Annotated in this window: 23 protein-coding genes; 10 read left to right on the top strand and 13 right to left on the bottom strand. The window is 70.7% G+C overall.

What is annotated here, in order from left to right; genetic code table 11:
- Positions 1 to 39: 39 nt before the first annotated feature.
- From GA0070612_RS19060 to GA0070612_RS19070, 3 genes are all read left to right on the top strand, one after another.
- Positions 40 to 1698: a sulfatase-like hydrolase/transferase gene (locus GA0070612_RS19060; RefSeq protein WP_157742547.1), complete on the top strand. Its 1659-nt coding sequence runs from the start codon at positions 40 to 42 to the stop codon at positions 1696 to 1698.
- A gap of 31 nt (positions 1699 to 1729) precedes the next feature.
- On the top strand, positions 1730 to 2524 hold the full coding sequence (locus tag GA0070612_RS19065) for an FkbM family methyltransferase (RefSeq protein WP_088989140.1): 795 nt from the start codon (positions 1730 to 1732) through the stop codon (positions 2522 to 2524).
- Between the two features lie 104 nt (positions 2525 to 2628).
- A complete protein-coding gene (locus GA0070612_RS19070; protein WP_231924254.1) occupies positions 2629 to 3594 on the top strand; it encodes a LysR family transcriptional regulator in 966 nt (321 codons plus the stop codon).
- Here the strand turns inward: GA0070612_RS19070 and GA0070612_RS19075 are convergent.
- The 8 genes from GA0070612_RS19075 to GA0070612_RS19110 are packed head-to-tail and all read right to left on the bottom strand — an operon-like array spanning position 3519 to position 11690.
- Entirely contained in the window at positions 3519 to 4757 is a 1239-nt protein-coding gene (locus GA0070612_RS19075; RefSeq protein ID WP_088989141.1) for a vWA domain-containing protein, read from the bottom strand. The two genes, GA0070612_RS19070 and GA0070612_RS19075, sit on opposite strands and share 76 nt — an antisense overlap.
- Positions 4754 to 5560 carry an SRPBCC family protein gene (locus GA0070612_RS19080; protein WP_088989142.1) on the bottom strand — a complete coding sequence of 269 codons (807 nt, stop codon included), beginning with the start codon at positions 5558 to 5560 and terminating at the stop codon, positions 4754 to 4756. The genes GA0070612_RS19075 and GA0070612_RS19080 overlap by 4 nt, the downstream gene beginning before the upstream one ends.
- Positions 5557 to 6426: an AAA family ATPase gene (locus tag GA0070612_RS19085; protein WP_088989143.1), complete on the bottom strand. Its 870-nt coding sequence runs from the start codon at positions 6424 to 6426 to the stop codon at positions 5557 to 5559. Before GA0070612_RS19085 ends, GA0070612_RS19080 begins: the two co-directional genes overlap by 4 nt.
- Entirely contained in the window at positions 6423 to 6998 is a 576-nt protein-coding gene (locus GA0070612_RS19090; RefSeq protein WP_088989144.1) for a nucleotidyltransferase family protein, read from the bottom strand. Before GA0070612_RS19090 ends, GA0070612_RS19085 begins: the two co-directional genes overlap by 4 nt.
- A gap of 3 nt (positions 6999 to 7001) precedes the next feature.
- Positions 7002 to 7868: an XdhC family protein gene (locus GA0070612_RS19095; RefSeq protein ID WP_088989145.1), complete on the bottom strand. Its 867-nt coding sequence runs from the start codon at positions 7866 to 7868 to the stop codon at positions 7002 to 7004.
- 11 nt (positions 7869 to 7879) lie between these two features.
- On the bottom strand, positions 7880 to 10270 hold the full coding sequence (locus tag GA0070612_RS19100) for an aerobic carbon-monoxide dehydrogenase large subunit (RefSeq protein ID WP_088989146.1): 2391 nt from the start codon (positions 10268 to 10270) through the stop codon (positions 7880 to 7882).
- Complete coding sequence (locus GA0070612_RS19105) at positions 10267 to 10815, bottom strand: (2Fe-2S)-binding protein (RefSeq protein WP_088989147.1); 549 nt, start codon at positions 10813 to 10815, stop codon at positions 10267 to 10269. The genes GA0070612_RS19100 and GA0070612_RS19105 overlap by 4 nt, the downstream gene beginning before the upstream one ends.
- 2 nt (positions 10816 to 10817) lie before the next feature.
- Complete coding sequence (locus GA0070612_RS19110) at positions 10818 to 11690, bottom strand: FAD binding domain-containing protein (RefSeq protein WP_088989148.1); 873 nt, start codon at positions 11688 to 11690, stop codon at positions 10818 to 10820.
- A gap of 118 nt (positions 11691 to 11808) precedes the next feature.
- On the opposite strand from GA0070612_RS19110, the gene GA0070612_RS19115 reads away from it, so the two are divergent.
- Positions 11809 to 12882, top strand: coding sequence for an XdhC family protein (locus GA0070612_RS19115; RefSeq protein WP_088989149.1), 1074 nt, complete (start codon positions 11809 to 11811; stop codon positions 12880 to 12882).
- Between the two features lie 183 nt (positions 12883 to 13065).
- Here GA0070612_RS19115 and GA0070612_RS19120 read toward each other — a convergent pair whose 3' ends face one another.
- Complete coding sequence (locus GA0070612_RS19120; RefSeq protein ID WP_088989150.1) at positions 13066 to 13464, bottom strand: NUDIX hydrolase; 399 nt, start codon at positions 13462 to 13464, stop codon at positions 13066 to 13068.
- Positions 13465 to 13541: 77 nt separating this feature from the next.
- On the opposite strand from GA0070612_RS19120, the gene GA0070612_RS19125 reads away from it, so the two are divergent.
- Positions 13542 to 13961 (top strand): ASCH domain-containing protein, encoded by a 420-nt coding sequence (locus tag GA0070612_RS19125; protein WP_088989151.1) that lies wholly within the window; start codon positions 13542 to 13544, stop codon positions 13959 to 13961.
- A gap of 339 nt (positions 13962 to 14300) precedes the next feature.
- On the opposite strand, the gene GA0070612_RS19130 is transcribed toward GA0070612_RS19125, so the two are convergent.
- Positions 14301 to 15287, bottom strand: a complete 987-nt coding sequence (locus GA0070612_RS19130; protein WP_088989152.1) for an alpha/beta hydrolase — start codon at positions 15285 to 15287, stop codon at positions 14301 to 14303.
- A 74-nt stretch (positions 15288 to 15361) separates the two neighbouring features.
- Between GA0070612_RS19130 and GA0070612_RS19135 the strand changes: the two genes are divergently transcribed.
- From GA0070612_RS19135 to nrfD, 5 genes are all read left to right on the top strand, one after another.
- Entirely contained in the window at positions 15362 to 15922 is a 561-nt protein-coding gene (locus tag GA0070612_RS19135; protein WP_088989153.1) for a TetR/AcrR family transcriptional regulator, read from the top strand.
- Between the two features lie 312 nt (positions 15923 to 16234).
- Complete coding sequence (locus tag GA0070612_RS19145) at positions 16235 to 17032, top strand: PrsW family intramembrane metalloprotease (protein WP_088989154.1); 798 nt, start codon at positions 16235 to 16237, stop codon at positions 17030 to 17032.
- Positions 17033 to 17175: 143 nt separating this feature from the next.
- Complete coding sequence (gene fdh / locus GA0070612_RS19155) at positions 17176 to 20451, top strand: formate dehydrogenase (RefSeq protein WP_269458263.1); 3276 nt, start codon at positions 17176 to 17178, stop codon at positions 20449 to 20451.
- Between the two features lie 4 nt (positions 20452 to 20455).
- The gene (locus GA0070612_RS19160) at positions 20456 to 21499 is read left to right on the top strand and encodes a 4Fe-4S dicluster domain-containing protein (RefSeq protein ID WP_088989157.1); all 1044 of its coding nucleotides are present in this window, start codon (positions 20456 to 20458) and stop codon (positions 21497 to 21499) included.
- On the top strand, positions 21496 to 22461 hold the full coding sequence (nrfD, locus tag GA0070612_RS19165; RefSeq protein WP_088989158.1) for an NrfD/PsrC family molybdoenzyme membrane anchor subunit: 966 nt from the start codon (positions 21496 to 21498) through the stop codon (positions 22459 to 22461). Before GA0070612_RS19160 ends, nrfD begins: the two co-directional genes overlap by 4 nt.
- Before the next feature lie 77 nt (positions 22462 to 22538).
- Here nrfD and GA0070612_RS19170 read toward each other — a convergent pair whose 3' ends face one another.
- From GA0070612_RS19170 to GA0070612_RS19180, 3 genes are all read right to left on the bottom strand, one after another.
- Positions 22539 to 24098, bottom strand: coding sequence for an OFA family MFS transporter (locus GA0070612_RS19170; RefSeq protein WP_088989159.1), 1560 nt, complete (start codon positions 24096 to 24098; stop codon positions 22539 to 22541).
- 268 nt (positions 24099 to 24366) lie between these two features.
- Positions 24367 to 24873: a VOC family protein gene (locus GA0070612_RS19175; RefSeq protein ID WP_088989160.1), complete on the bottom strand. Its 507-nt coding sequence runs from the start codon at positions 24871 to 24873 to the stop codon at positions 24367 to 24369.
- Positions 24874 to 24963: 90 nt separating this feature from the next.
- Complete coding sequence (locus tag GA0070612_RS19180) at positions 24964 to 25533, bottom strand: winged helix-turn-helix domain-containing protein (protein ID WP_088989161.1); 570 nt, start codon at positions 25531 to 25533, stop codon at positions 24964 to 24966.
- Positions 25534 to 25703: the final 170 nt, after the last annotated feature.

The raw sequence follows: 25703 nt of genomic DNA on the forward strand, positions 1-25703 counted from the left end.
ACGCGCGTACGCCAGATGCCGAGCCAGGGACGGAAGGCGATGAGGGGCGAGCTTTCGGACGTCACCGCCACCGACGGCACCGAGGCCGAGGATCGGCCGAAGCGCTCCGTCGTGGCCCGACTGGTCACCCTCCTGGCCGTGCTGCTCGTGCTGCTCGTGCTCACCCTGCCGTACGACTTCGGGCGACTCAGCCCCGGGGCGTTCGTACGGATTCCCCTGGAGGCGCTGCTGACCGTCGCCCTCCTGCTCGCCCTACCCCCGCGGTGGAGCCGGTGGGTGGCGACGCTCGCCGGCGTGGCCCTCGGCCTGCTCGGCCTGCTGAAGCTGTTCGACCTGGGGTTCACCGCCGCGCTCAGCCGGGCCTTCGACCCGGTGCTCGACTGGGCGTTGCTCGACGAGGGGTTCGCCTTCGTCAGCGAGTCGTACGGCCGACCCGTCGCCATCGGCGTCGCGATCACCCTGGCGGTGGTGGCCGTCGGCCTGCCCACAGTGGTCACGCTGTCGATGCGACGACTGCGCCGGCTGGTGATCTGGCACCGCGCCGGGACCCGCCGGGTGGTGGCGGCGCTGGTGGTCGTCTGGGTGGTCTGTGCCGCGTTCAACGTGCGGGTGGTCGAGGGCGTGACGGTCGCCGACACGTCCGCGACCACCCTGACCAACGGCCACGGCTTCCAGGTACGCCTGCGTCTCGACGACCGGGAGAGGTTCGCCGCGCTCCTCCAGGACGACCGGTTCGCCGCGACGCCCGGCGACCAGCTGCTCACCGCGCTGCGTGGCAAGAACGTCGTCGTCGCCTTCGTGGAGAGCTACGGCCGGGACGCCGTCGAGGACCCGGAGTTCGCCCCGCAGGTCGGCGCCGTCCTCGACGGAGGGACCAGTTCACTCGGCGCGGCGGGGTTCGCCTCGCAGAGTGGATTCCTCACCTCGCCGACGTTCGGCGGCGGAAGTTGGCTCGCGCACGACACCCTGCTCTCCGGCCTCTGGGTCGACAACGACCAGCGGCACCGCACCCTGTTGGCGAGTGACCGGCTGACCCTCAACAAGGCGTTCCAGCGGGCGAGCTGGCAGACCGTCGGCGTGATGCCGGCGGTGAGCAAGCCGTGGCCGGAGGGCTCCTTCTTCGGCTACGACCGGTTCTACGACGCCCGGAAGCTCGCGTACCGGGGGCCGAAGTTCAGCTTCGGCACCATGCCCGACCAGTACACCCTCGCCAGTTGGCGGCGCCTGGAGCTGGGCAACAGCGGCGGCGACCCGACGATGACGGAGCTCGCGCTGGTGTCGAGCCACGCGCCGTGGACGCCCGTCCCGGCCCTGGTCGACTGGGCCGCCCTCGGCAACGGGGCGATCTTCAAGGGGACCGCCAAGGAGTCCGACGACAAGCGACGCAACACCGAGCAGATCCGCGCGGACTACCGGCGCTCCATCGAGTACACGTTGGGCGCGCTCATCTCCTACGTGCAGACCTACGGCGACGACGACCTCGTGTTCATCTTCCTCGGTGACCACCAGCCCGCCGCCGTGGTCACCGGCGACAACGCCAGCCGGGACGTCCCGATCTCCATCGTCACCCGGGACCGGGCCGTCCTGGACCGGATCTCCGGGTGGGGCTGGCAGGACGGGCTCAAGCCGGGACCGCAGGCACCGGTCTGGCGGATGGACACCTTCCGGGACCGGTTCCTGACCGCCTTCGGGCCGTGACCCGGCCCCCTCACGGACTGGACTCAGACAGATGACGGCTGACACCACCACCAGGATCGCCGCGCTCCGGACCGACCCGGCGATGTCCCTCCTGCACCGGTCGCTGGACGTCTACTACGGCGACGCCGAGCGGGACGCGCGGATGGACGCGTTCTACTCCCGGTTCGTCGCCGAGGGCGACCTCGTCTTCGACGTCGGCTCGCACGTGGGCGACCACATCGCCAGCTTCCGTCGCCTCGGGGCGAGGGTGGTGGCGGTGGAGCCGCAGCCGCTGTGCCTGCGCGCCCTGCGGGCGATCTACGCCGACGACGACCAGGTGACGCTGGTCGGAGCGGTCTGCGGCGCGGCACCCGGGAGCACCCGCTTCCACGTCAACTCCGCCAATCCCACCGTGTCGACGGCCTCGCCCGACTTCATGCGGGCGGCGGAGGGCGCCGGCGGGTGGGAGGGCCAGGTGTGGGACGCCGACATCGAGGTCCCGGTGGTCACCGTCGACACCCTCATCACCGAGTACGGCGAACCGACCTTCGCGAAGATCGACGTGGAGGGTTTCGAGGACGAGGTGCTGGCCGGCCTGACCCGCCCGCTGCCCGCGCTCTCGTTCGAGTTCACCACGATCGCGCGCCCGGTCGCCTCCCGGTGCCTCGACCGCCTGACCGTTCTCGGCTTCGACGGCTTCGACGTCGCGCTGGGCGACGACAAGTCGATGACGTTCCAGCGCTGGGTCTCCGCCACCGACATGGCGACGCACCTCGCCGCACTGCCGCACAGCGCGAACTCCGGCGACGTGTACTGCGTGCGCGACCGGCACCGGACGGGAACCTGACCGATGATCGGCTGATCGGGTGCTGGCGGCGGAACGGACCAGCAGGGGATGATCGTCGTTCGTCTCGACGCCGAGCCGAGCCACGCGATCAGGCGGGGGAGAGGGTGACGCCGTTGACCCCGACGCAGCTTCGCGCGTACGTCGCCGTGGTCCGGTTGGGCTCGGTCAAACAGGCCGCCGCGGAGCTCCAGGTCTCCGAGTCGGCCGTGTCGCTGCACATCGCCCAGCTGCGCAGGGAGTTCGGCGACAAACTCTTCTCCCGTACGGCGGGCGGCCTCGCGTTCACCCCCGGTGGGCTGCGGCTGGCCAGCCGCGCCTCGGAGCTGCTGGGCCTCCAGGACCGCACGATACGGGAGGTGAGCGCCGCGACGCGTGGCCGGCGTCTGTTGCGGGTCGCCGCGTCGAGCCTCTTCGCCGAGTTCGCCGCCCCCGGCCTGATCGACCTCTTCGCGAGGCGGGCCGCCGACCTCGACGTCGAGTTGAGCGTCCGTGGGCCGGGCTCCTTCGGGCCGCTGCTGCTGGCCCGCGCCGTGGACATCGCCATCGGCCCACAGCCGCCGGTCGCCGATGCCGCCATCACCTGCCGCCCGGTCATGAACTACCGCCTCGTCCTCGTCGTCGGTCCGCTGCACCCGCTCGCCGGGGTGACGGCGTCCCCCGGGCAGTTGCGGGAGCAGACCTGGCTGCTCGGGCCCTCGGCGACCACGGAGTTGGGCGGGGTGCCGTCGATGCTGCGTCGCCTAGCCGTGCCGGAGGACCGGCAGCAGGTCTTCCAGAGCCACGCGGCGGCGCTGGGGGAGGCCAAGCGCGGTAAGGGGGTGGCGCCGGCCCTCGCCTTCACCGTCGCGCCGGACGTCCGCCAACGGCACCTCGTGCAGGTGGCGGGTCCACACGCGACGGTGGAGGCGATGTGGCACTCGCAGGTGCTCGCCACCCCCGACGCGATGTCGGCCGCTGGTGAACTGTCGCGCTTCGCGTCGACACCGAGGGCGATTCAGGCGATGATGCGCGGCGCGGGCGTGAGCGTCGGCCACTTCCGACCGTCGGTGCACGTGACGCTCTGGAGCTGACGGGCCACGACCAGCAGGTCCTGGAAGGTGCCGGCCGGCAGCATCCGGTCGCAGTAGGGGAGTGCGGCGGCCATGCCGCCGACCCGGGGCGCGAAGCCGGGGGCGCCGGCGCGGGGATTCAACCAGACGATCCGGTACGCGCGGCGGCTCAGCCGGGCCATCACGGCGGCCAGGTCGTCGGGCGGATCGCTGTCCCAACCGTCCGACCCGATCACCACCACTGCCCCACGCACGGCCTCCGCGTGGTGCGAGGTGAGCAGGGCGCGCAGGTTCGTGGCGATCCGGGTGCCCCCGTACCGGTCGGTCACGGCCGCGCTGGCCTGCGCGACCGCCTCGCCCGCCGACGTGTGTCGCAGCAGCACAGTGAGCCGGGTCAACGTGGTCGCGAACGCGAAGACCTCCGCGTCGGCGACCACCGCGAACGCCCGCATCAGGTGCAGGTACGCGGTCGCCTGCGCCCGCATCGACTCGCTGACGTCGCAGAGCAGCACGATCCGGCGTGGCCGGCGTTTCGGCCGCTCGCGGACCACCTCGACGGGCTCCCAACCGGTGCGGCGGGCCCGGGCGATGGTCTGCCGCAGCGCGAGCCGCGCGCCGCCCGTGGCGATGGCGTGCCGCCGGGTACGCCGGGTCGGCCAGCCGACGACAGCCGCGCGGAGGGCGTCGCCCAGTTGCGTGACCTGCGCGGGATCGAGGTGGTCGAACGGGCGGTCGGCGAGCCCGGTGAGAGCGCTGGGCCGCCGCTCGGGCAGCCGCAGCGCGGTGTCGCGTTCCGGGCTCTCCGCGACGGCCGGCGGCAGGGTCGCCCAGGGCAGACCCCCACCCGAGCCCGAGGCGTCGCTGTCGCCCGGCACCCGGACGTACCGGTCATCGCGACCGTCGGTCGTGGACGTGGACCGCGACGCTCGGGGCAGCGGCGGGGGATCGGTGAAGATCGTCGCGAAGACCCGGTCGAACGCGGCGAGATCGGTGTGCCGCCGGACCAGACTGATCCGGGCGGCCCAGTAGAGCGACGACATCGAGTCGGGTGGGCTGGCGGCGAGCGCTCGGACGAAGTCGTCGACGTCGGTGAGCCCGGCGGCAACGCCGGCTCGTCGCAGCCGGCCGGCGAACGCCACCGCGAACGCGGCCCGGTCGACGCCGCGCAGCACGCCCGGACTCACCGGCGCGCGACCAGCCAGGCGATCACCGCGCCGACGGCGACGAGGCCGACGAGCGCGGGCACGAGGCGCTTGGTGACCGAATTGCCGGCGATGCTGAGCAGGTCGAGCGCCTCCGGCTCGGCGGCCGGCGTGGCCCGCGCGGTGTCAGTCGACGGTCGCACGACAGCCGGCGTGACGGGCGGCGGCGCGGCTGCCGACGAGGAGAGCGACGTCGGCTCGACGGGCGTCGGTGCGACGGCGGCGGTGCCGGGTGCGGTCACGATCGCGGTGGCGGACGCGGCCGGGGCGGACGGCGCGTCGACCGTCGGCGCGACGGCTTCGGGGTCCGCAGGAGGGACCGATGCCGCCGTCGTGGGCTGGTCGGCGGCCAGCTTGGCCTCCAGGTTGGCGACGAACTGGGCCAGCAACCTGCCGGACACTTCCTTGATCATGCCGCTGCCGAACTGGGCCAGCTTGCCGGAGATCTTCAGGTCGGTGTCCACGCTGACCAGCGTCCGGTCGCCGTCCGGGCGTAGCTGGGCGGTGACCAACGCGGACGCGTTCCCGGTCGACCGGGCGTCGCGGCCCTTCGCGTCGATCACCCCGCGGTACGCGGCCGCGTCCTTCTCGACGAACTGGGCGGTGCCCACGAACTCGGAGATCACCGGCCCGACCTTGACCCGCACCCGGCCCCGGTAGACGTCGCCGTCGACGCCGGTCAACTGGGCGCCCGGCAGGCACGGTGCGAGCCCTTCGAGGTCGGTGAGCACCGACCACGCCCGCTCGATCGGCACGGCGACCGCGAACTCGTTGCTGATCTTCACGGCTGGCTCTCCTGGTGGGCGTGGAGCGCGGCGGCGACCACCGCGCGGTCGTCGGGGGTCTTGGCGATGGTGCCGATGGTCCGCACGACGTCGTCGGCGACCAGGTCGGCGATGCCCAGCACGGACAGCGCGGCCACCCAGTCGATGGCCTCCGCCATGCCGGGCGGCTTCTCCAGATCCCGGTCGCGTACGCCGCCGACGAACTGGACGGCCGTGTGGATCAGGGGCTCGGTGGCACCCGGAACGGCCCGGCGGACGATCTCCACGGCCCGGGCCGGCGTGGGGAAGTCGATCCAGTGGTACAGGCACCGGCGGCGCAGCGCGTCGTGCAGTTCCCGACTGCGGTTGGAGGTGAGCACCACGACCGGCGGCGTACGGGCGGTGAACGTGCCGAGTTCGGGGACCGTGACGCCGGCCTCGCCGAGGAACTCGAACAGCAGCGCCTCGAACTCGTCGTCGGCCCGGTCGATCTCGTCGATCAGCAGCACCGGCGGCACCGGCCCCCGGTGGCGTACGGCCCGCAGGATCGGCCGTTCCTGGAGGAACTCGGCGCTGAACAGGTCCGCGTCGGTGAGCCGGGTGTCCTGTGCCTCGGCGAGCCGGATCGCCAGCAGTTGTCGCTGGTGGTTCCACTCGTAGAGCGCCTCGCCGGCGGTCAGCCCCTCGTAGCACTGCAACCGGATCAGCGGCGTTTCCAACGCCCGGGCCAACGCCTTCGCGGCGGCGGTCTTGCCGACGCCTGGTTCGCCCTCCAGCAGCAGCGGTCGACCGAGGCGCAACGCCAGGAACAGGGCCATCGCCAGGCCGTCGTCGACCAGGTAGTCGACGGCGTCGAGGCGGTCCCGCACGGCCCGGGCGTCCTTCATGCGTCGCCCGCCAGCAGGCGCTCGTAGTCGGCCCGGGTGTCGATGTCGATCGGCACCGGGCCGTCGGCGGGCACCTCGGTCACCGGGTGGCGGCCGGAGTGCAGCAGCTTCCAGACGGCCTTGTCGCCGTGCAGGTCGTACAACTCGGGAAGGACCGTCCGGTCGAAGCGGAACGGATGGCCCAGCCCGTCCGCGTACCGGCAGACGGCCAGCGGGGTGGTCGCCGCGGCGACCCGGCGGACGTCCGCCACGCGGACGCCGGGCTGGTCGCCGAGGAGCAGCACGAGCGCGTCGGCGCGCGGGTGCACCGCCCGCGCGGCCGTGCTGACCGACGAACCGCAGCCGGTGCTGAACGTTGGGTTCTCCACGACCTGGCAGCCGGTCAGGTCCACCTGGTCCCGGATGGCGCCCGCCGCGCCGCCGAGGGTGACGAGCAGTTGGTCGAAGCCGCACGAGCGAGCCAGGTCGAGGGTGGCGTCGAGCAGCGTCCGCCCCCGGTACGGCAGCAGTTGCTTCGCCTCGCCGAGCCGCGTCGACGTGCCCGCGGCGAGGACCAGGCCGGTCAGGAACACGGGCTACGCCGCCGTGTAACTCGCGAGGCAGCCGGCGCAGCAGAACCAGACGTCCTGCCCGTCGACCCGGGTGTGCGGGGTCGACGGGCCGACCAGCACGGTCATCCCGCACACCGGGTCGACGGCCTGCTGCGGTCGGGCGGTCGGCGTGCCGGACGCCGGGACCAACCCGTCCACCCGGATGGCCCGGACCACCTCACCCATGATCGACAGGGCGATCTCGGCCGGCGTACGCGCCCCGATGTCCAGACCGGCCGGTGAGTGGACGCGGGCACGTTCCTCGTCGGTCAACCCCAACGCGTCGAGCAGCGCGGCACCGCGCCGGTCGCTGGCGACGAGGGCGACGAATCCCACGCCGGCGTCGAGCGCCGCCCGGATCGCCTCCGCCTCACCCTTTCCCAGCCCGGCCACCACGACGGCGGTGCACCCGGTGTCGTCGTCGGTCGTGACGACGTCGAAGTCGAGGAACGCGGCGAGGGTCGCCACCGCGGCGCTGATCGGTGTGCCTCCGACCACGCGCAGTGCCGGCGCCGGCAGCATGGGCCGGAGAAAGACCTCGATCGCGCCGCCGGAATGGCAGGGGTTGACCACCACCCGCGCCCCCGGTGCCTCCGGGAACGGGGGCGCGCCGTCGGGCAGGACACGTAGCAGCAGGGCGGTCCCGTCGCGCATGGTGTCGAGGGCCGCCGCCCGTACCGAGCTCTCCGCGCAGACCCCACCCACGAAGCCCTCGATCGACCCGTCCGACCGGATCACCGCGGCGTCGCCCGGCCGGGCCGAGGTCGGGTCCTGTGCGCGGACCACTGTGGCGTGGACGAACGGTTCCCGGTTGTCGGTCAGTTCCCGGGCGCGTTCGGCGATGGTGGTCATCCTCGGCTCCCTCAGATCGGCGGCCGAGCCTGGCCGCGCATCGCGTCCCAGACCCGCGACGGCGTCAGCGGCATGTCGGCGTGTCGGACACCGAAGGGTTTCAGGGCGTCGATGACCGCGTTGACGATCGCCGGTGGCGATCCCACCGTCGCGGACTCGCCCACGCCCTTGGCACCGATCGGGTGGTGCGGCGACGGCGTCACGGTGAAGCCGGTCTCCCAGTCCGGCACCTCGAGGGACGTCGGGATCAGATAGTCCATCAGGGACGCGCCGAGGCAGTTGCCGTCCTCGTCGAACGCGATCATCTCCATCAGGGCCATGCCGACGCCGTCGGTGAGCCCGCCGTGCACCTGCCCCTCGATGATCATCGGGTTGATCCGGGTGCCGCAGTCGTCGACGGCGATGAACCGTCGCACCGTCACCTGCGCGGTGCCGGGGTCGATGTCCACCACGCAGATGTACGCGCCGTGCGGGTACGTCAGGTTCGACGGGTTGTAGCAGATCTGCGCCTCCAACCCGCCCTCGATGCCCTCGGGCAGGTCACCCGCGCCGTGCGCGCGCAGGGCGATGTCCTGGATCGTGACCGACCGGCCCGGGTCGCCGGCGACGTGGAACGCGCCCTTCTCCCACTCCAGGTCGGCCACCGACACCTCGAGCATGCCCGAGGCGATGATCCGGGCCTTGTCGCGGACCTTGCGGGCCACCAGGGCCGCCGCCGCGCCCGACACGGGCGTCGACCGACTGCCGTACGTGCCGAGGCCGAACGGTGTGTTGTCGGTGTCGCCGTGCAGCACCTCGATGTCCGCCGGTGGGATGCCGATCTCCTCGGCGACGATCTGCGCGAACGTGGTCTCGTGCCCCTGACCCTGGGACTGCACGCTGAGGCGTACCACTGCCTTGCCGGTCGGGTGGACGCGCAGCTCGCAGCCGTCGGCCATGCCCAACCCGAGAATGTCCATGTTCTTGCGCGGCCCGGCGCCGACGGCCTCGGTGAAGAACGCGATGCCGATGCCCATGAGCTCGCCCCGGGCCCGCTTCTCCGCCTGCTCGCGGCGCAACTCGTCGTAGCCGGCCATCTCCATCGCCAGCCGCATCGTCGGCTCGTAGTTGCCCGAGTCGTACACCCAGCCGGTCTTCGTCGTGTACGGGAACTGCTCCGGCTGGATGAAGTTCTTCAGCCGCAGCTCGGCCGGGTCCATGCCCAGCTCGTCGGCGAGGCAGTCGACGATCCGCTCGACCAGGTAGACCGCCTCGGTGATCCGGAACGAGCAGGCGTACGCGACGCCGCCGGGCGCCTTGTTGGTGTAGACCGCCGTCATCCTGCAGTACGCGGCCTCGATGTCGTAGCTGCCGGTGAACACCCCGAAGAAGCCGGCCGGGTACTTCACCGGGGCGGCGGTGCCGTTGAACGCGCCGTGGTCGGCGAGCACGTTGGTGCGGATGCCGAGGATCCGGCCGTCCCGGGTCGCGGCGATCTCCCCGCGCATGATGTAGTCGCGGGCGAAACCGGTGCTGATCAGGTTCTCCGACCGGTCTTCCATCCACTTCACCGGCTTGCCGGTGACGATCGACGCGACGATCGCGCAGACGTACCCGGGATAGATCGGCACCTTGTTGCCGAACCCGCCGCCGATGTCCGGCGAGATTACCTGGATCTTGTGTTCGGGCAGGCCCGCCACGATGGCGTAGAGGGTGCGGTGCGCGTGCGGCGCCTGCGTGGTCGACCACAGCCGCAGCTTGCCCTCGACGGCGTCGTAGTCGGCGACCGCCCCACACGTCTCCATCGGCGCCGGGTGCACCCGGGGGTAGACGAGGTCCTGGCTGACCACGACGTCGGCGCGGGCGAAGACCGCCTCGGTGGCCGCCTCGTCGCCGGTCTCCCAGTCGAAGCAGTGGTTGTTCGTCTTGCCGTCCAGGTCGTCGCGGATCAGCGGCGCGTCCGGCGCGAGCGCCCGGCGCGCGTCGATCACCGGGTCGAGGACGTCGTACTCGACGTCGATCAGCTCCAGCGCGTCGCGCGCCGCGTACCGGTCGTCGGCGACGACGAACGCGACCTCCTGACCCTGGAAACGCACCTTGTCGGTGGCGAGCACCGCCTGCACGTCGTTGGAGAGGGTCGGCATCCAGGCCAGGTTCTGCTCCGCGAGCATCGCCCCGGTCACCACCGCCCGCACCCCGGGCGACGCCTCGGCGGCGCTCGTGTCGATGCTGACGATGCGGGCGTGCGCCACCGGTGACCGGAGGATCGCCAGGTGCAGCATGCCGGGCAGTTGGACGTCGTCGACATACCGGCCGCGGCCCCGCAGGAACCGAGGGTCCTCCTTGCGGAGCATCCGGCCGTACCCGACGGGCTTCTGGTCGTTGTCGTGGAACGTGTCCACGCGCTCGTGCACAGTGGTCATGCGGTGGCCTCCGCGGGCTGGCCGGCGTTGTCGATCTCGCCGGCCTCGGGCGATTCGGTGGTCTCGGTGACCTGGGCGGCGGCCTGCGCCTCGGCCACGGCGGCCCAGCGCACCGAGCGCACGATCGTGGCGTAACCCGTGCACCGGCAGATCTGGCCCGAGATCGCCTCCCGGATCTCCGCCTCGCTCGGGTCGGGGTTGCGGTCGAGCAGCGCCCGCGCCGTCATCATCATCCCCGGCGTGCAGAAACCGCACTGCAGACCGTGGCACTGCATGAAGCCCTGCTGGACCGGGTCCAGCTCGGCGCCCTTGGCGAGGCCCTCGACGGTACGCACCTCGTGCCCGCCGGCCATGGCCGCGAGCACCGTGCACGACTTCACCGGCTCGCCGTCCAACCAGACCACGCAGGTGCCGCAGTTGCTGGTGTCGCAGCCCCAGTGGGTGCCGGTGAGCCCGAGGACGTCACGCAGGAAGTGCACCAGCAGCAGCCGCGCCTCGATGTCCCGGGTGACCTCGACGTCGTTGACGGTCATGGTGACCTGCATGCTCAGCTCCTCGCCCGTTCCACGGCCCGCCGCAGGGTCCGCCTGGTCAGCTCGGCGGCCAGATGCCGCTTGTAGTCCGCACTGCCGCGCTGGTCGGTCACCGGGTCGCAGCTGCCCGCCGCGATCTGCCCGGCCTGCTCGTAGAGCTCTTCCGTTGGCTCCCGCCCCCGCAGCGCCGCGGAGATCCCCGGGATGCCCGTCGTGTTGGGGCCGACCGCCGCCAGCCCGACCCGGGCGTCCGCGATCACGCCGCCGTCGAGCCACACCGCCGCGCCGGCCGACACCACGGCCCAGTCACCGGCCCGGCGTTCGACCTTGGCGTACGCGCTGCCGCACCCGGGTCGCACCGGCACCCGGATCTCGACCAGGATCTCGTCGTCCGCGACGGCCGTCTCGTACGGCCCGACGTGGAACTCCTCCATGGACACGACCCGCTCCGCGCCGCCCGGACCACGGATCACGCACCGTGCGTCCAGCGTGGTGCAGACCGCCGAGAGGTCCTCGGACGGGTCGGCCTGGCAGAGCGAGCCGCCCAGCGTGCCCCGGTTGCGCACCACCGGGTCGGCGATCACCCGCTCGGCGTCCGCGAAGATCGGGAACGCCGCCGCCAGCACCGGAGACTCGAGCAGCTCCCGGTGGCGGGTGAGCGCACCGATGCGCACCTCGTCCGGGCCCGCCTCGACGTAGCCCAGCTCGGCGTGCAGGTCGTTGATGTCGATCAGGTAGTCGACGTTGGCCAGCCGCAGCTTCATCATCGGCAGCAGGCTGTGCCCGCCGGCGATCAGGCGGGCGGTCCCGCCCAGCCGCTCCAGCAGGCTGATGGCATGGTCCACACTGGTGGCTCGCTCGTACTCGAACGGTGCCGGCACCTGCATGTCGCACCTCCGCAGTCCGGCCGAATCTTTGCCGGACGGTCCGTAAAGTCAACGCCGACCTAAGCAACTGCTTAGGTCGGCGTTGACGGTGCCGCCGGGGTTCGCGGATCGTGCGGCCATGCGGGAGATCGTCGACGGGCTGACGAGCTGGCGTACGGCCGGCGTCGCGTTCGCCGTCGCGACGGTCGTGCGGACCTGGCAGTCCGCGCCCCGTCCGGCCGGCGCGGCGATGGCCGTCTCCGCCGACGGCGAGGTGCTCGGCAGCGTCTCGGGCGGCTGCGTCGAAGGTGCCGTCCACGACCTCTGCCGGACCGCGCTGACAACCGGGACAGCCCACACCCAGACCTTCGGTGTCAGCGACGACGACGCGTTCGACGTCGGCCTGACCTGCGGTGGCACGATCCAGATCCTGGTGCAGCCGAGCGTCGCGCTGACGGAGATCGACGAGGTGCTCGCCGCGATCTCCGACGGCCGCCCGGTCGCCACCGCGTCGGTCGAGAACGCCCAACTGGTGATCTGGCCGGACCGGATCGCCGGCAGCGTCGGCGTGCCCGAGCTGGACGACGCGGTCGCCCGACAGGCGGTCGGGATGCTCGCCCTCGGCGTCACCGGCACGATCCACCTGGGTCGGCAGGGTCAACGTCGTGGCGACGACGTGGCCGTCTTCGTCCAGTCGTACGTCCCGCCACCCCGGATGATCGTCTTCGGCGCGATCGACTTCGCCGCCGCGATGGCCCGGATCGGCGCCTTCCTCGGCTATCACGTCACGGTCTGCGACGCCCGCCCGCTGTTCGCCACCCGCGCGCGTTTCCCGGACGTCGACGAACTCGTCGTCCAGTGGCCCCACAAATACCTGGAGTCGACGACCGTCGACGACCGCACCGTGCTGTGCGTGCTGACGCACGACCCCAAGTTCGACGTGCCGCTGCTCCAGGTCGCGCTGCACACACCCGCCCGCTACATCGGGGCGATGGGCAGCCGCCGCGCGCACGACGACCGGATGCGCCGGCTGCGCGAGGCCGGTGTGGGGGAGGCGGCGCTGGCCCGGCTCTGCTCGCCGATCGGGTTGGACCTGGGCGCGCGGACGCCGGAGGAGACGGCCGTGGCGATCGCCGCCGAGATTACCGCCCAGACCTGGGGCGGCACGGGCCGGCCCCTAACCGAGCTGAAAACCCCGATCCACCACGTCTGACCAGGACCGCCCCGCCCCCGCCCCGCCCCGCCCCCGCCCTCGCCCCCGCCCCGCCCCGCCCCCGCCCCGCTCTCGCCCCGCCCTCGCCCCGTCGATCATGGACTTGTGGTGCCAGAATTCGCCGGGTAGGCGCTACTTTGTCACCCACCACAACTCCATGATCGACCAGCCGGGGCAGCTCAGCTAGATCAGGCGCAGGGCCAGCGCGGCGGAGACCGCCAGCGCACGGTCGAACACCTGGTCGCGGGGGACGAACACCATGGCCTGCCCCTCACCGAGGATCACGTCCTCCTGCCGGGCCGTGGTCGCGCCCTGGAAGACGTGGACGGTCACGGTGTGCGGAAAGTCGGGTTCGTACGGCCGCGGGCCGCTCCACACCAGGTGCAGCTCGTCCGCTGTCAGGCCCGTCTCCTCCAGCAACTCCCGGTGGGCCGCCTCCTCCGGCGACTCGTCGGGCTCGACGTGGCCACCCGGCAGGCTCCACTGGCCGGGCGAGACCTCGATGTCCTCGTCGCGGTGCTGGAGCAACACCGCGCCGGACGGGTCGACAAGCAGGACGAGGGCAACGTCGTAGGTGGCCACATCGTGACGGTGTCATGCCGCCGGAAGGTTGTCGACGACGGTTCCTCGCGACGCGCCGGGTCGCGTACCCTCTGCGCATGGACCTTGATGATCTTCCGCTGGCCGAGTTCGCGTTCCCGGGGCCGCTGCGGGACGCGCTCGTGGGCGCGATCCTGTCCGGCGCGAAGACCTCGACGACGGGCCTGCTGGTCGGGTACGAGCGCGCGAACGAGCCACTGCCTGAGGTCGGTGAACTCTCCGCCGTGGTGGACTCCGCAGGCCGGCGGGTCGCGGTCATCGAACTGACCGAGGTACGGGTGATCCGTCTCGGGGACGTCGACCTGCGACACGCGCGGGACGAGGGGGAGGGCGACGAGTCCGTGGCGCAGTGGCGGGCGGGGCACGAGACGTTCTGGCACAGCGCGGAGCTCCGCGAGGAGTTGGGCGACCCCGACTTCACGGTGGACGACGACACGATGGTGGTGACCGAGCGCTTCCGGCTGGTGCACGTGGTCTGAGCGTTCCGGGCCGGGCTCACACTGGCGCGGTACAGCCTGTTGCCGGTCACGGCCATCGTGATCGGTGTGCAGGACCTGGCCGTTCGCTACCTGTGCTTCATCATCGGCGTCGGGATCTGGGGAGTCGTGGCTAGTGCTCCAGCGGGAAATCCGTTATGGCCTGGTGCGGCGGTGTGGTCCTGTCCGTGAGCATGGAGTAGACGCCCAGCGATGGCCTGGGCTGTTCGACGAGTTGGTGGAGGTGGTCGGGTGGCGTTTCAGCCGGCCGGAGCCCAGTCGGCGGTACCGGACTTCATGACCTGCACCGCTGCCGGCCAGAAACGGAATCTCCGCAGTCCGTCATCCGGGTAGGTGATCGCGGAGGAACTCGGCGATCACGGCCCGCGCGGCCTTGGCCTGCGGCACCACCCCTGGCATGCTGAGGAACGCGTGCGTCGCCCCGGGATGTTCGGTGAGCTGCGCGGGTGTTCCGGCCTGGCGCAGCCGTTCGGCGTACAAACGTCCGTGATCGGCCACCGGGTCGAGTGTCGGCACCACCACGAGTGCAGGGGCCAGCCCGTTCAGGTCGTCGGCCTGCAGCGGCGACACCGCCCGAGCATCTGTTCCCGGCGGAACGGCCAGTCGTTGGAACAGCCGCATCTGTGGGATGGTCAGGGTCGGGCTGTGGGCGTGCCGGGTCATCGAGGCGTGGTCGAACGCGGTCTCAGTCAGATCGAGAGCGGGGTTGACCAATACCTGTGCCCGCAGGAGCAGGCCGGATCCTCTGACCCGGATGGCGGCCAGTGCGGCAATCGTCGCGCCGGTGCTTTCGCCGACCACCGCGGTCCGCGCCGGGTCGACTCCCCAGTCCGCGGCGTGCCGCACCAGGTGCCGCAGCACGTCCCAGCCGTCGTCGACGGCCGCCGTCAGAGGAGTCCCCGGAGCGAGGAGCCGGTGTTCGACCGAGACGACGACCGCCGGTAGCCGTACGGCGAGGTGGCTGTTCAACCAGTCGCTCTGCACCGCTGTACCAACGAACCCGCCGCCGTGCACGTGCAGCACGAGCGGCAGGTCGGTGCGTCCGTTGACGTGTTTGGTCGACGGCCGGTACACGCGGACCCGGACCCGACGGTCCGGCAGCGTCACCTCCTGCCACTGGATCGTGGCACCGCGGTCTGGGAATCCGGTGATCACGCGGATGAGCCGGGACGCCCGCTTGCGATTCTCCGCGTCGCGGAAGGCGATCAACTCCTCGGTCGTCAGCGTCAACCAGTCCCGCTCCTTCGCCAGAGCGTGCAGCACGCGGACACCCAGTGGTGGCCGTTCAGCACCCGTGACGTCGTTCATGGCTCTCCTCGATCTCAGCGTTTCGATACTAGAGGTAGCGATACTGACAGTAGCATAATTGGTACCGTGTCGGCATGAGGCCAGCGACTCCCTCCGCCAAGCCACTCGGGCGCCCACGCATCGGCATCGACGCCGCGGTCTTCGCCGCAACGCTGAACACGGTTCACCAACTGGGCTACGCCGGCGCGACAATGGACCGCATCGCGGCAGCGGCAGGAGTTGCGAAGACGACGATCTACCGCCGCTGGGAGTCAAAGGGCGCGCTGATCGTGGACTGCCTCCTCGACGCGTTCGGTCCGCTGCCAATAGAGAGCGACGACCGCGTCGAGATCTTGACTTCGACCATCCGTTGGATCGCAGCGAAGATCGGCGAGCCGGGGGTCGCCGCGGCGTTCGCCGGCGTGTTCGTGGACGGCGTCAGCGATCGAGGCCTGCGCGAGGTCCTGTCCACTCGGTTCCAGGCCCCATACCTACGCACGCTTCAGGAAGCGTTGAACGAGCCCGAGAGTCGGGTCCTGCTCTTCATCGACACCGTGGTCGGCACCCTGCTCCACCGAATGGGCATGACCGGCGCGCCGATGATCGACGCCGACACCACCGCACTGACGGAGATGGTTCTACGCCACTTCGGCTGACGATGCTCACTCGCCCCGGAGTCCTGGCGTGCTGGAGAGCGACCGCCGCCCACGCGTTCCTCGCCGCAGCGACAACGGCCAGCGCTGAAACACCAGACGGCCTGATCGCGATCACAGTCAACGAACTCCGCCGCCTGTTCCACGCCCTGATCATCGACCCTGCACGACGCGTCGCCTGGTCTGTTCACCGGAGGCGGCATCGAGCCACCGCCAAAACCAGCCACTACGCGCGGCAAGCCCTCACTGAGCCCGACAACGGATCTCCTGCTGGAATACTAGTGTTCGTAACCTGGGTCCGACAGACTGCGCGCTATGGGTGATCGTTGGCGCCGGTGGGCGTGGGTTGCAGTCTTCGTCGTCGGGCTGGTCCTCTATCTGGCGGTGCTGCGGACCCTCGTCAGCACCAAGAATCCGAATTTCGTACCGGCGTTGATCCTGCTCGGGGCGACGCTGGTGCCCCTGACGTTCCTGACGTTCGCGCAGGCCCGCACCGGGCGGTGGCAGGTGCCGGCGTCGGTGTTGGTGACGTCGGCGTTCTTCGGTGGTGTGATCGGCACTGTCGTCGCCGGGACGCTGGAGTACGACACCCTGCGCGGCCTCGGCACGCTGCCCATGCTGTTCGTGGCGTTGATCGAGGAGTCGGCGAAGCTGATCGTGCCGGTGGTGCTGCTGTTCACGGTGGTGGCCCAGCATCGGCGTCGGGTTCCCTCGGACGGTCTGGTCATCGGTGTCGCCGCCGGCATGGGGTTCGCCGCGCTGGAGACGATGGGTTACGCGTTCAGCGCGCTGCTCAGTTCGCAGGGCAACATCGGTGCGGTGGAGCAGACGCTGTTCATCCGTGGGCTGACCGCGCCCGCCGGTCACACCGCCTGGACCGGGCTCACCGCGGGCGCGTTGTGGGCGTTGTTGGCCACGCCGAGCGCCCGGCGGTTGGTCGGGTTCATCGGCACGTTCGTGGGTGTCGTCGTCCTGCACACCCTGTGGGACACGTTCACCGGATCGCTGGTCTTCGTCGTGGTGGCGCTCGTCAGCATCGGCTGGCTGTTCTGGGAGCTGCACCGCTACCGGACCTTCAACGACCACCCCGTCGGTGAGCTTCAGCCGAACTGACCATCGTCGTACTCCATGCCTCTTCCGGCCCGCACGAAGGGTCGGGGGAGGCATGACTGTTCGTGATCCCGCTGCGACGCGGGCAGCACCTCGACTAATGTCAGGCTGTTCACATTTGGTGTGATTAGTCGGGAAGGTGCGCGATGGGGGTGCCTCGTTGGATCGCCGGCTGGCCGGTCTACCGGCAGCTCACCGGCACCGACCCGCTCGGCCGGGGAGCGGCGGCCAAGTCCGCCGGATCCCGCGCGCTGACCGCCCGCACCGACACCGCCGACTCGATGGCCCGGTCCGTCTGCCCGTACTGCGCCGTCGGTTGTGGCCAACGGGTGTACGTGAAGGACGGGCAGGTCAGTCAGATCGAGGGCGACCCGGACAGCCCGATCTCGCGCGGGCGACTCTGCCCGAAGGGCTCGGCCAGCAAGAGTCTGGTGACGAGCCCACTGCGGCAGACCACGGTCCGCTACCGACGCCCGTACGGCACCGAGTGGGAGGACCTCGACCTCGACACGGCGATGAACATGATCGCCGATCGGGTGCTCGCCGCCCGGGACGAGACCTGGGAGGACGTCGACGCCGAAGGTCGGCCGCTGAACCGGACGCTGGGCATTTCCAGCCTGGGCGGGGCGACGCTGGACAACGAGGAGAACTACCTCATCAAGAAGTTGTTCACCGCGATGGGGGCGCTCCAGATCGAGAACCAGGCCCGTATTTGACACTCCGCCACCGTCCCCGGTCTGGGGACCAGCTTCGGCCGTGGCGGCGCCACCCAGTTCCAGCAGGACCTGTCGAACTCCGACGTCATCGTCATCCAGGGTTCGAACATGGCCGAGGCACACCCGGTGGGCTTCCAGTGGGTGATGGAGGCCAAGCGTCGCGGCGCGAAGGTGTTCCACGTCGACCCACGGTTCACCCGCACCAGCGCGCTGGCCGACTCGTACCTGCCCATCCGGGCGGGCACCGACATCGCGCTGCTCGGCGGGGTGATCCGCTACATCCTGGACAACGAGCTGGACTTCCGGGAGTACGTGGTCTCCTACACCAACGCCGCGACGATCGTGACCGAGGAGTTCGCCGACACCGAGGACCTGCACGGGCTCTTCTCCGGCTTCCAGGAGGAGAACGCCTCGTACGACCAGACCAGTTGGCGCTACCAGGGCCACGGGCAGAACCAGACGACCCGGGACACCGAGACGCAGCGGGAGACCGGCGCCGGGCTGGAGCACGAGTCACACGGCGCCCCGGTCGGCGGCGAGACCGAGCGCGACGAGACGTTGCAGCACCCGCGCTGCGTCTACCAGATCCTGAAGCGGCACTACGCCCGCTACACCCCGGAGATGGTGGAACGCGTCTGCGGCATCCCGCAGGAGAAGTTCCTCGAACTGGCGCAGGCCTGGACGGAGAACTCCGGTCGGGAGCGCACCGGGATGCTCGTCTACTCGGTGGGGTGGACGCAGCACAGTGTGGGTGTGCAGTACATCCGCACGGGCGCGATCATCCAGTTGTTGTTGGGCAACATGGGTCGCCCGGGTGGTGGGGTGATGGCCCTGCGGGGGCATGCCAGCATCCAGGGTTCCACCGACATCCCGACGTTGTTCAACCTGTTGCCGGGTTACCTGCCGATGCCGCACCACGCCGAGCACCCGAGTTTCGACGAGTGGGTGGACAGCATCCGGCACCCGGGGCAGAAGGGTTTCTGGGGCAACGCGCGCACCTACGGCGTCAACCTGCTCAAGGCGTACTGGGGAGACGCCGCCACCGCCGACAACGACTTCTGCTACGGCTACCTGCCCCGGATGACCGGGGACCACGGCACCTACCAGCAGGTGCTCGACATGATCGACGGGAAGGTCAAGGGGTACTTCCTGTTGGGGCAGAACCCGGCGGTCGGTTCGGCGCACGGCCGGGCGCAGCGGCTCGGCATGGCCAACCTCGACTGGCTCGTGGTCCGGGACCTGTTCGAGATCGAGAGCGCCACGTTCTGGAAGAACGCGCCGGAGATCGAGACCGGCGAGATCGTCACGGAGGAGTGCCGTACCGAGGTGTTCTTCCTGCCCGCCGCCTCGCACGTGGAGAAGGAGGGCACGTTCACCCAGACGCAGCGGTTGTTGCAGTGGCGGGAGAAGGCCGTCGAGCCGCCGGGCGACGCCCGCTCCGAGCTGTGGTTCTTCTACCACCTCGGCCGGATCGTCAGGGAACGGCTGGCGACGTCGACGCTGCCGCGCGACCGGGCGTTGCTCGACCTCACCTGGGACTACCCGACGCACGGTCCGCACGCGGAGCCGAGCGCCGAGGCGGTGCTGCGGGAGATCAACGGGTACGACGTGGCCACCGGCCGGCCACTGGCGTCGTTCACCGAGATGAAGGACGACGGCTCCACCGTCGGCGGTTGCTGGATCTACACCGGGGTGTACGCGGACGGCGTCAACCAGGCGGCCCGCCGCAAGCCCGGCGCGGAGCAGTCCCTGGTGGCGCCCGAGTGGGGTTGGGCGTGGCCGGCGAACCGGCGCATCCTGTACAACCGTGCCTCGGCCGACCCGGACGGCAACCCGTGGTCCGAGCGCAAGCGTTACGTGTGGTGGGACGCGGACAAGGGCGAGTGGACCGGTTACGACGTGCCGGACTTCGAGAAGACCAAACCGCCGTCCTACCGGCCCGCGCACGACTCCTCGGGCGTGGCGGGAATCGCCGGCGACGACCCGTTCATCCTCCAGGGCGACGGCAAGGGCTGGCTGTACGCGCCGACCGGCGTGCTCGACGGGCCGATGCCCACCCACTACGAGCCGGTCGAGTCCCCGGTGCGCAACCCGCTCTACCGGCAGCAGGCCAACCCGACCCGCAAGGTCTACACCCACCCGATCAACACGCTGAACCCGAGCCCGCCGGAGCCGTACAGCCAGGTGTTCCCGTACGTGTTCACGGTCAGCCGGCTCACCGAGCACCACACCGCGGGCGCGATGAGCCGGATGGTGTCGCCGCTGGCCGAGTTGCAGCCGGAGATGTTCGTCGAGGTGTCCCCGGAGTTGGCTGTCGAACGTGGCCTCACCCACCTGGGCTGGGCTCACCTGATCACCGCGCGTGCGGCCATCGAGGCGAGGGTGCTGGTGACGGACCGGCTCACCCCGTTGCGGGTGGACGGCCGGGTCATCCATCAGGTGTGGTTGCCGTACCACTTCGGTTTCGAGGGTCTGGTGACCGGTGACTCGGCCAACGACCTGTTCGGCATCAGCCTGGATCCGAACGTGCTGATCCAGGAGAGCAAGGTCGGCACCTGCGACGTCCGGTCCGGGCGTCGCCCCAGAGGTGCGGAGCTGCTGGCGCTCCTCGTCGACTACCGGCGGCGCTCCGGTGACCTCAACCCGCACTATCCACCGATGGTCACGACCGACTCCGCGGACAGCGGCCCGGACCAGGAGGTCTGACCCCATGCCCCACACCAATGCCCTGTACGGTCCGCTGGACCCGGCGCCGGACGCGGGTTACGAGAACGCGCCGCCGCGGATGGGGTTCTTCACCGACACGAGTGTGTGTATCGGTTGCAAGGCGTGTGAGGTGGCCTGCAAGGAGTGGAACGGTGTGCCGGAGAGCGGCCTGGACCTGCTCGGCATGTCGTACGACAACACGGGTGCGTTGACCGCGAACTCGTGGCGGCACGTGGCGTTCGTCGAGCAGCCCCGTCGTGCCGGGTTGGCAACCCCGGCGTTCGCGGGGGACCCGGACGGGCCCCCGGTCAGCCCGGTCACGGCGGCGGCCGGCGCGTTGACCAGCGCCCACACCGGCACCGATCCGGGCCTGTCCGCCGGCTCGCCCGAGGCGGCGGCCCGGATGTCGGCCGGCCCGGAGTTCCTGGGGATGCCGGGTGCGCAGCCGCCGGGTCGGGGCACCGGTGTCGAGGGGCGGACGGATTTCCGCTGGTTGATGATGTCGGACGTGTGCAAGCACTGCACGCATGCGGCGTGTCTGGATGTGTGTCCGACGGGGTCGTTGTTCCGGACGGAGTTCGGGACGGTGGTGGTGCAGGAGGACATCTGCAACGGGTGTGGGTACTGCATTTCCGCCTGTCCGTACGGGGTGATCGATCAGCGTAGGGGTGATGGTCGGGCGTGGAAGTGCACGTTGTGTTACGACCGGTTGGGTGCGGGGATGACGCCGGCGTGTGCGCAGGCGTGTCCGACGGAGTCGATCCAGTACGGGCCCCTGGACGAGTTGCGGGAGCGGGCTGCGGCCCGGGTGAACACCCTGCACGAGCGGGGTGTGCCGGAGGCGCGGTTGTACGGGCACGACCCGAACGACGGCGTCGGCGGTGACGGGGCGTTCTTCCTGCTGCTCGACGAGCCCGAGGTGTACGGGTTGCCGCCGGACCCGGTCGTGACCACCCGGGACCTGCCGGCCATGTGGAAACACGCCGGGCTGGCCGCCCTGGCGATGACCGCCGCCACCGTTGTCGCGTTCCTGGGCAGGCGGTCATGACCCGCGGCGGCGAGCACCTGACAGTGCCGGCGGCCGACTTCACCTCCTACTACGGCCGCCCGATCCTCAAACCGCCGGTGTGGAAGCGCGACATCGCCGGTTACCTGTTCACCGGTGGGCTCGCCGCCGGGGGAGCGCTGATCGGCGCGGGCGCCCAACTGACCGGCCGGCCCGCTCTGCGTCAGGTGGGGCGGTGGACGGCGCTCGGCGGCGTCACCGCCAGCGCGTACCTGCTGGTGCACGACCTCGGTCGACCGGCCCGGTTCCACCACATGCTCCGGATCGCCAAGCTGACCTCGCCGATGTCGGTCGGCACCTGGATCCTCACCGCGTTCGGTCCGGCCGCCGGCGTGGCCGCGATCGCCGAGCTGGCGACCCGACTCCCCGACCACGGCGTGCTCGGTCTCGCCCGCCGCCTGGCCCCACCGGTCGGCGACATCGCCGGCCTGGCCGCCGCCGCCACCGCCCCGGCACTCGCCACGTACACCGGGGTGCTGCTCGCCGACACCGCCGTACCGGCGTGGCACGACGCGTACCCCTTCATGCCGTTCGTCTTCGGTGGCAGCGCGCTCGCCGCGGCCACCGGGGTCGGCCTCATCGCGGCGCCGGCTGCCCAGACCGCCCCGCTGCGGCGACTCGCGGTCGTCGCGGCGACCGTCAAGTACGCCGGCGGTCGCCGGATGGAGCGGTTGGGCCTGACCGGTGAGCCCTACCGGCAGGGACGCAGCGGTCGTCTGGTCCGGGCGGGTGACGTGCTGCTCGGCGTGGGCACCGTCGCCGCGCTGTTCAGCCGGCGCAGCCGGGTTCTGTCGGCGATCTCCGGCGCCGCCCTCGTGGCATCGTCGGTCGCCACCCGGTTCGGCATCTTCGAGGCCGGCCGGGTGTCGGCCCGCGATCCGAAGTACACGGTCGTGCCACAACGGGAGCGACTCGACGAGAAGCGGTCGACCACTGAGCACTGAACGGATCGGCGACACGAACGAAGGCACCCCCTTCCAGGGGTGCCTTCGTGTTCGTCGGGAGGTCCGAGCGCTACGCGTCAGCCGGTGAACAGCTTCGCGGCGGTGATGACGGTCTGGACGATGCCGTACCCGAGGAGCACCGCGACCAGCAGCCAGGACAACCAGAGTCGCCCGGTCTGATTGCCGACGCGGGGCGGTGCGGGCGGCCTGCTGTCCGGCCCGAGAGCGACCGGCTCGGTGACGGTTGCCTTCGCCACGGGCGAGGTCGGCCCACGGTTCGGCTCGTGGAACCTCTCGGGCACGGCACGGACCAGCAGGTTCGCGATGAACCCGATGGCGAGGATGCCGACCATGGTGAACAGGGCGGGCCGGTACGCCGCCGCGGTGAGGGTGCCGGGCTTGCCCTGCGTGTCGAGGATCCCGTTGACGATCAGCGGGCCGGCGACACCCGCGGCCGACCACGCGGTCAGGATCCGGCCGTGGATGGCCCCGACCTGGAAGGTGCCGAACAGGTCACGCAGGTAGGCGGGCATGGTGGCGAAGCCACCGCCGTAGAAGGAGATGATCGCGGCGGCGATCAGCACGAAGAGCGCGGTCGCGGAGTGGCCGGCGACGGCGAGCAGCAGGTACAGCACCATGCCGACACCGAGGTAGACCATGTAGATGGGCTTGCGGCCGATGAGGTCGGACGTCGTCGACCAGACGAACCGCCCCGCCATGTTGAACAGCGACAGCACTCCCACGAAACCGGCCGCCGCCGTCACCGAGACCGTGGTGGCGGTTCCGTTGTCCCGGAAGAAGTCCTGGATCATCGGGCTGGCCTGCTCCAGGATGCCGATGCCCGCGGTGACGTTGCAGAACAGCACGATCCACAGCAACCAGAACGACCGGGTACGCACGGCGTTCGACGCCGACACGCTCGCTGTCGTCACGAGAGGCCGGGTGGCGACGCTCGCGGGGTCGAACCCGGCGGGCCGCCAGTCCGGCGCCGGTACCCGGACGTTGAAGGGGCCGAACATCATGATCACGAAATATCCGATGCCGAACGTGACGAAGAGCGCCACGAGGGCGTGTCCCGAGGCCACCGCCGCGGGGTTGCTGGGGTTGTAGCCGGAGTCGTAGAGGGAGAGCAGTTGGCGTGCGAGCGGGCCGGCGACCAGGGCGCCGCCGCCGAACCCCATGATGGCCAGACCGGTGGCCAGGCCGGGCCGGTCCGGGAACCACTTGATCAGTGTGGAGACGGGCGAGATGTAGCCGATGCCGAGCCCGATGCCGCCGATGACGCCGTACCCGAGGTAGAGCAGCCAGAGCTGTTGGGTCGCGATGCCGAGCGCGCCGACCAGGAACCCCGTGGCCCAGAAGCACGCCGAGACGAACATCGCCCGGCGCGGTCCGTTCCGCTCCACCCAGCGGCCACCCACCGCCGCGGACGAACCCAGCATCACGATGGCGATACTGAAGATCGCCCCGATCGCCGTCTGACTGACGTCGAAGTGCGCGATGAGGGAGTTCTTGTAGACACTCGTCGCGTACACCTGGCCGATGCACACGTGCACGGCCAGTGCCGCGGTCGGGATGAGCCAGCGACTGTATCCCGGGGGAGCGACAGTGTGCCGGGGATCGAAGACCGACAGCATGGGCATCGTCCACACCTCCTGCGGCTGAGTAGGCCGGCGGCGGTGCAGGGCTGTCCGCCCCGGTCGTCGACCGAGCGGCACCGCCACGGTGGCGGCCCGGCGCACGCCTGTGTCAGCCGTCGTCCGGCGACACCTTCACGTTACGTGTCAGGATGTTCACATCCTGTGATTACCCGCAAAAGCGGTTACTGAGGGGGTCGGTCCTCCGGCGGGGGAGTGCGAAACGGGGGCGGACCGTCGGGCCCGCCCCCGTTCCGCCTGGGTCGGCTCACTCGCTGCGCGCGAAGCCGCCCTTCGGCGCGATGAGTTCGAGGTTCGTCCCGTCCGGGTCGTTGAAGTACGCGACCTCGGTGCCGAGGGCCTCCGGCGGGTTCACCTCGCCGGCCGCGAAGGTGTACGGCTCGCCGAGGAACTCGATCCCGGCGGCGCGCATCCGGTCGAAGACCGAGCGCACGTCGTCCACGTGGAAGCAGAGGTGCATCGAGCCGGGCCGGTTGGCGGCCACCTGGGCGACCTCGCCGACCGGCTCCTGGAACTGGATCAGGTCGATGCCCAGGTTGTCGAGGTTGAAGGTGGCGTACCGCAGCTTCGTCGTCGGCAGCCCCTGGGACTGCGCGAAACCGGCTCCGTGCATGCTCTCGTCCCGGACCACCGGTTCCTTGCCGAGCAGGGCCTGGTAGAACGCGACCGAACGGTCGAGGTCACTCACCGCGATCCCGACGTGCGCGGCCGACCTGAGGCCGATGGACACGTTCGAGAGGTTGGGGAATGCCATGGTGATTCTCCTTGCCGGCGTCTTCGTCGCCTGTCTCGCTGCTGATCCTCAGGTCGTACCCGACCCTTGATCAATTCATGCGTCGGCGGGTCAGGCGCGTTCGACCCGGGCCTGCTGGTGGTCGGCCAGCCGCAGGCCGACACCTCGAACGACGTCGATGGTGGCGCGGGTGCCGAGGTCGTGCAGCTTGCGGCGTAGTCGCTTCACCAGCGACTGCACGTCCGCCTTTCGTTCGCGCCCCTCGTCGCCCCAGACCGACCGGTGCAACTCCGCGTAGCTCCAGACCCGGACCGGCTCGCTGATCAGGCACGTCAGCAGGTCGTGTTCCAGGCGGGTGAGGTCGACCTCACGTTCGCCGCACCGAGCGCTCGACCGGGTCGAGTCGATGACCAGGGCGCTGGCCGGCTCGGATGCGGCTGCGGCCATCTGCTGCGGGGCGGCGATCAGCCGGCGTAGTTCGTCGAGATCGGACACGAGCAGGAGCGGTGCGATGCCGTCGAGTCGCTCCGCGAGCCGGATGCGCTCGGCCGGCGACGACGTCACCGCGATCAGTAGCGGGAACGGCTCGTCGGCCGGATCCTCGCTGTTCGACGTCGCATCGTCGTCCTCGGCCACAGCACCGCCCGGGATCGATGGGCATCCCTGCCCGGCTCTCGTCATGGTCCTGACAATGATTGGCAAGCGCGTCGCCGGCGCAGCAACTCTTAGCGACAAGTTGCTCACGGCAAGTTCTTGATCGTCCTTTCTTCTCGATCATAGTGTCCACTCGGGCAACCGGCGTGACCCGCGCGGTGCATGGGGAGGTCCACCCATGGCCCATCTTCACCCTG

This window comes from Micromonospora chokoriensis, assembly GCF_900091505.1.
Taxonomy (GTDB): Bacteria; Actinomycetota; Actinomycetes; order Mycobacteriales; family Micromonosporaceae; genus Micromonospora; species Micromonospora chokoriensis.

Bases quoted from the DNA above. Each gene is read 5' to 3' on its own strand.
- GA0070612_RS19135 (WP_088989153.1), top strand. From the start codon at position 15,362: ATGAGGCCAGCGACTCCCTCCGCCAAGCCACTCGGGCGCCCACGCATC.
- GA0070612_RS19110 (WP_088989148.1), bottom strand. From the start codon at position 11,690: ATGCAGGTGCCGGCACCGTTCGAGTACGAGCGAGCCACCAGTGTGGAC.
- nrfD (WP_088989158.1), top strand. From the start codon at position 21,496: ATGACCCGCGGCGGCGAGCACCTGACAGTGCCGGCGGCCGACTTCACC.
- GA0070612_RS19180 (WP_088989161.1), bottom strand. From the start codon at position 25,533: ATGACGAGAGCCGGGCAGGGATGCCCATCGATCCCGGGCGGTGCTGTG.
- GA0070612_RS19145 (WP_088989154.1), top strand. From the start codon at position 16,235: ATGGGTGATCGTTGGCGCCGGTGGGCGTGGGTTGCAGTCTTCGTCGTC.
- GA0070612_RS19170 (WP_088989159.1), bottom strand. From the start codon at position 24,098: ATGCTGTCGGTCTTCGATCCCCGGCACACTGTCGCTCCCCCGGGATAC.
- GA0070612_RS19065 (WP_088989140.1), top strand. From the start codon at position 1,730: ATGACGGCTGACACCACCACCAGGATCGCCGCGCTCCGGACCGACCCG.
- GA0070612_RS19130 (WP_088989152.1), bottom strand. From the start codon at position 15,287: ATGAACGACGTCACGGGTGCTGAACGGCCACCACTGGGTGTCCGCGTG.
- GA0070612_RS19100 (WP_088989146.1), bottom strand. From the start codon at position 10,270: ATGACCACTGTGCACGAGCGCGTGGACACGTTCCACGACAACGACCAG.
- GA0070612_RS19105 (WP_088989147.1), bottom strand. From the start codon at position 10,815: ATGCAGGTCACCATGACCGTCAACGACGTCGAGGTCACCCGGGACATC.
- GA0070612_RS19095 (WP_088989145.1), bottom strand. From the start codon at position 7,868: ATGACCACCATCGCCGAACGCGCCCGGGAACTGACCGACAACCGGGAA.
- GA0070612_RS19115 (WP_088989149.1), top strand. From the start codon at position 11,809: ATGCGGGAGATCGTCGACGGGCTGACGAGCTGGCGTACGGCCGGCGTC.
- GA0070612_RS19125 (WP_088989151.1), top strand. From the start codon at position 13,542: ATGGACCTTGATGATCTTCCGCTGGCCGAGTTCGCGTTCCCGGGGCCG.
- GA0070612_RS19175 (WP_088989160.1), bottom strand. From the start codon at position 24,873: ATGGCATTCCCCAACCTCTCGAACGTGTCCATCGGCCTCAGGTCGGCC.
- GA0070612_RS19160 (WP_088989157.1), top strand. From the start codon at position 20,456: ATGCCCCACACCAATGCCCTGTACGGTCCGCTGGACCCGGCGCCGGAC.
- GA0070612_RS19085 (WP_088989143.1), bottom strand. From the start codon at position 6,426: ATGAAGGACGCCCGGGCCGTGCGGGACCGCCTCGACGCCGTCGACTAC.
- GA0070612_RS19060 (WP_157742547.1), top strand. From the start codon at position 40: ATGAGGGGCGAGCTTTCGGACGTCACCGCCACCGACGGCACCGAGGCC.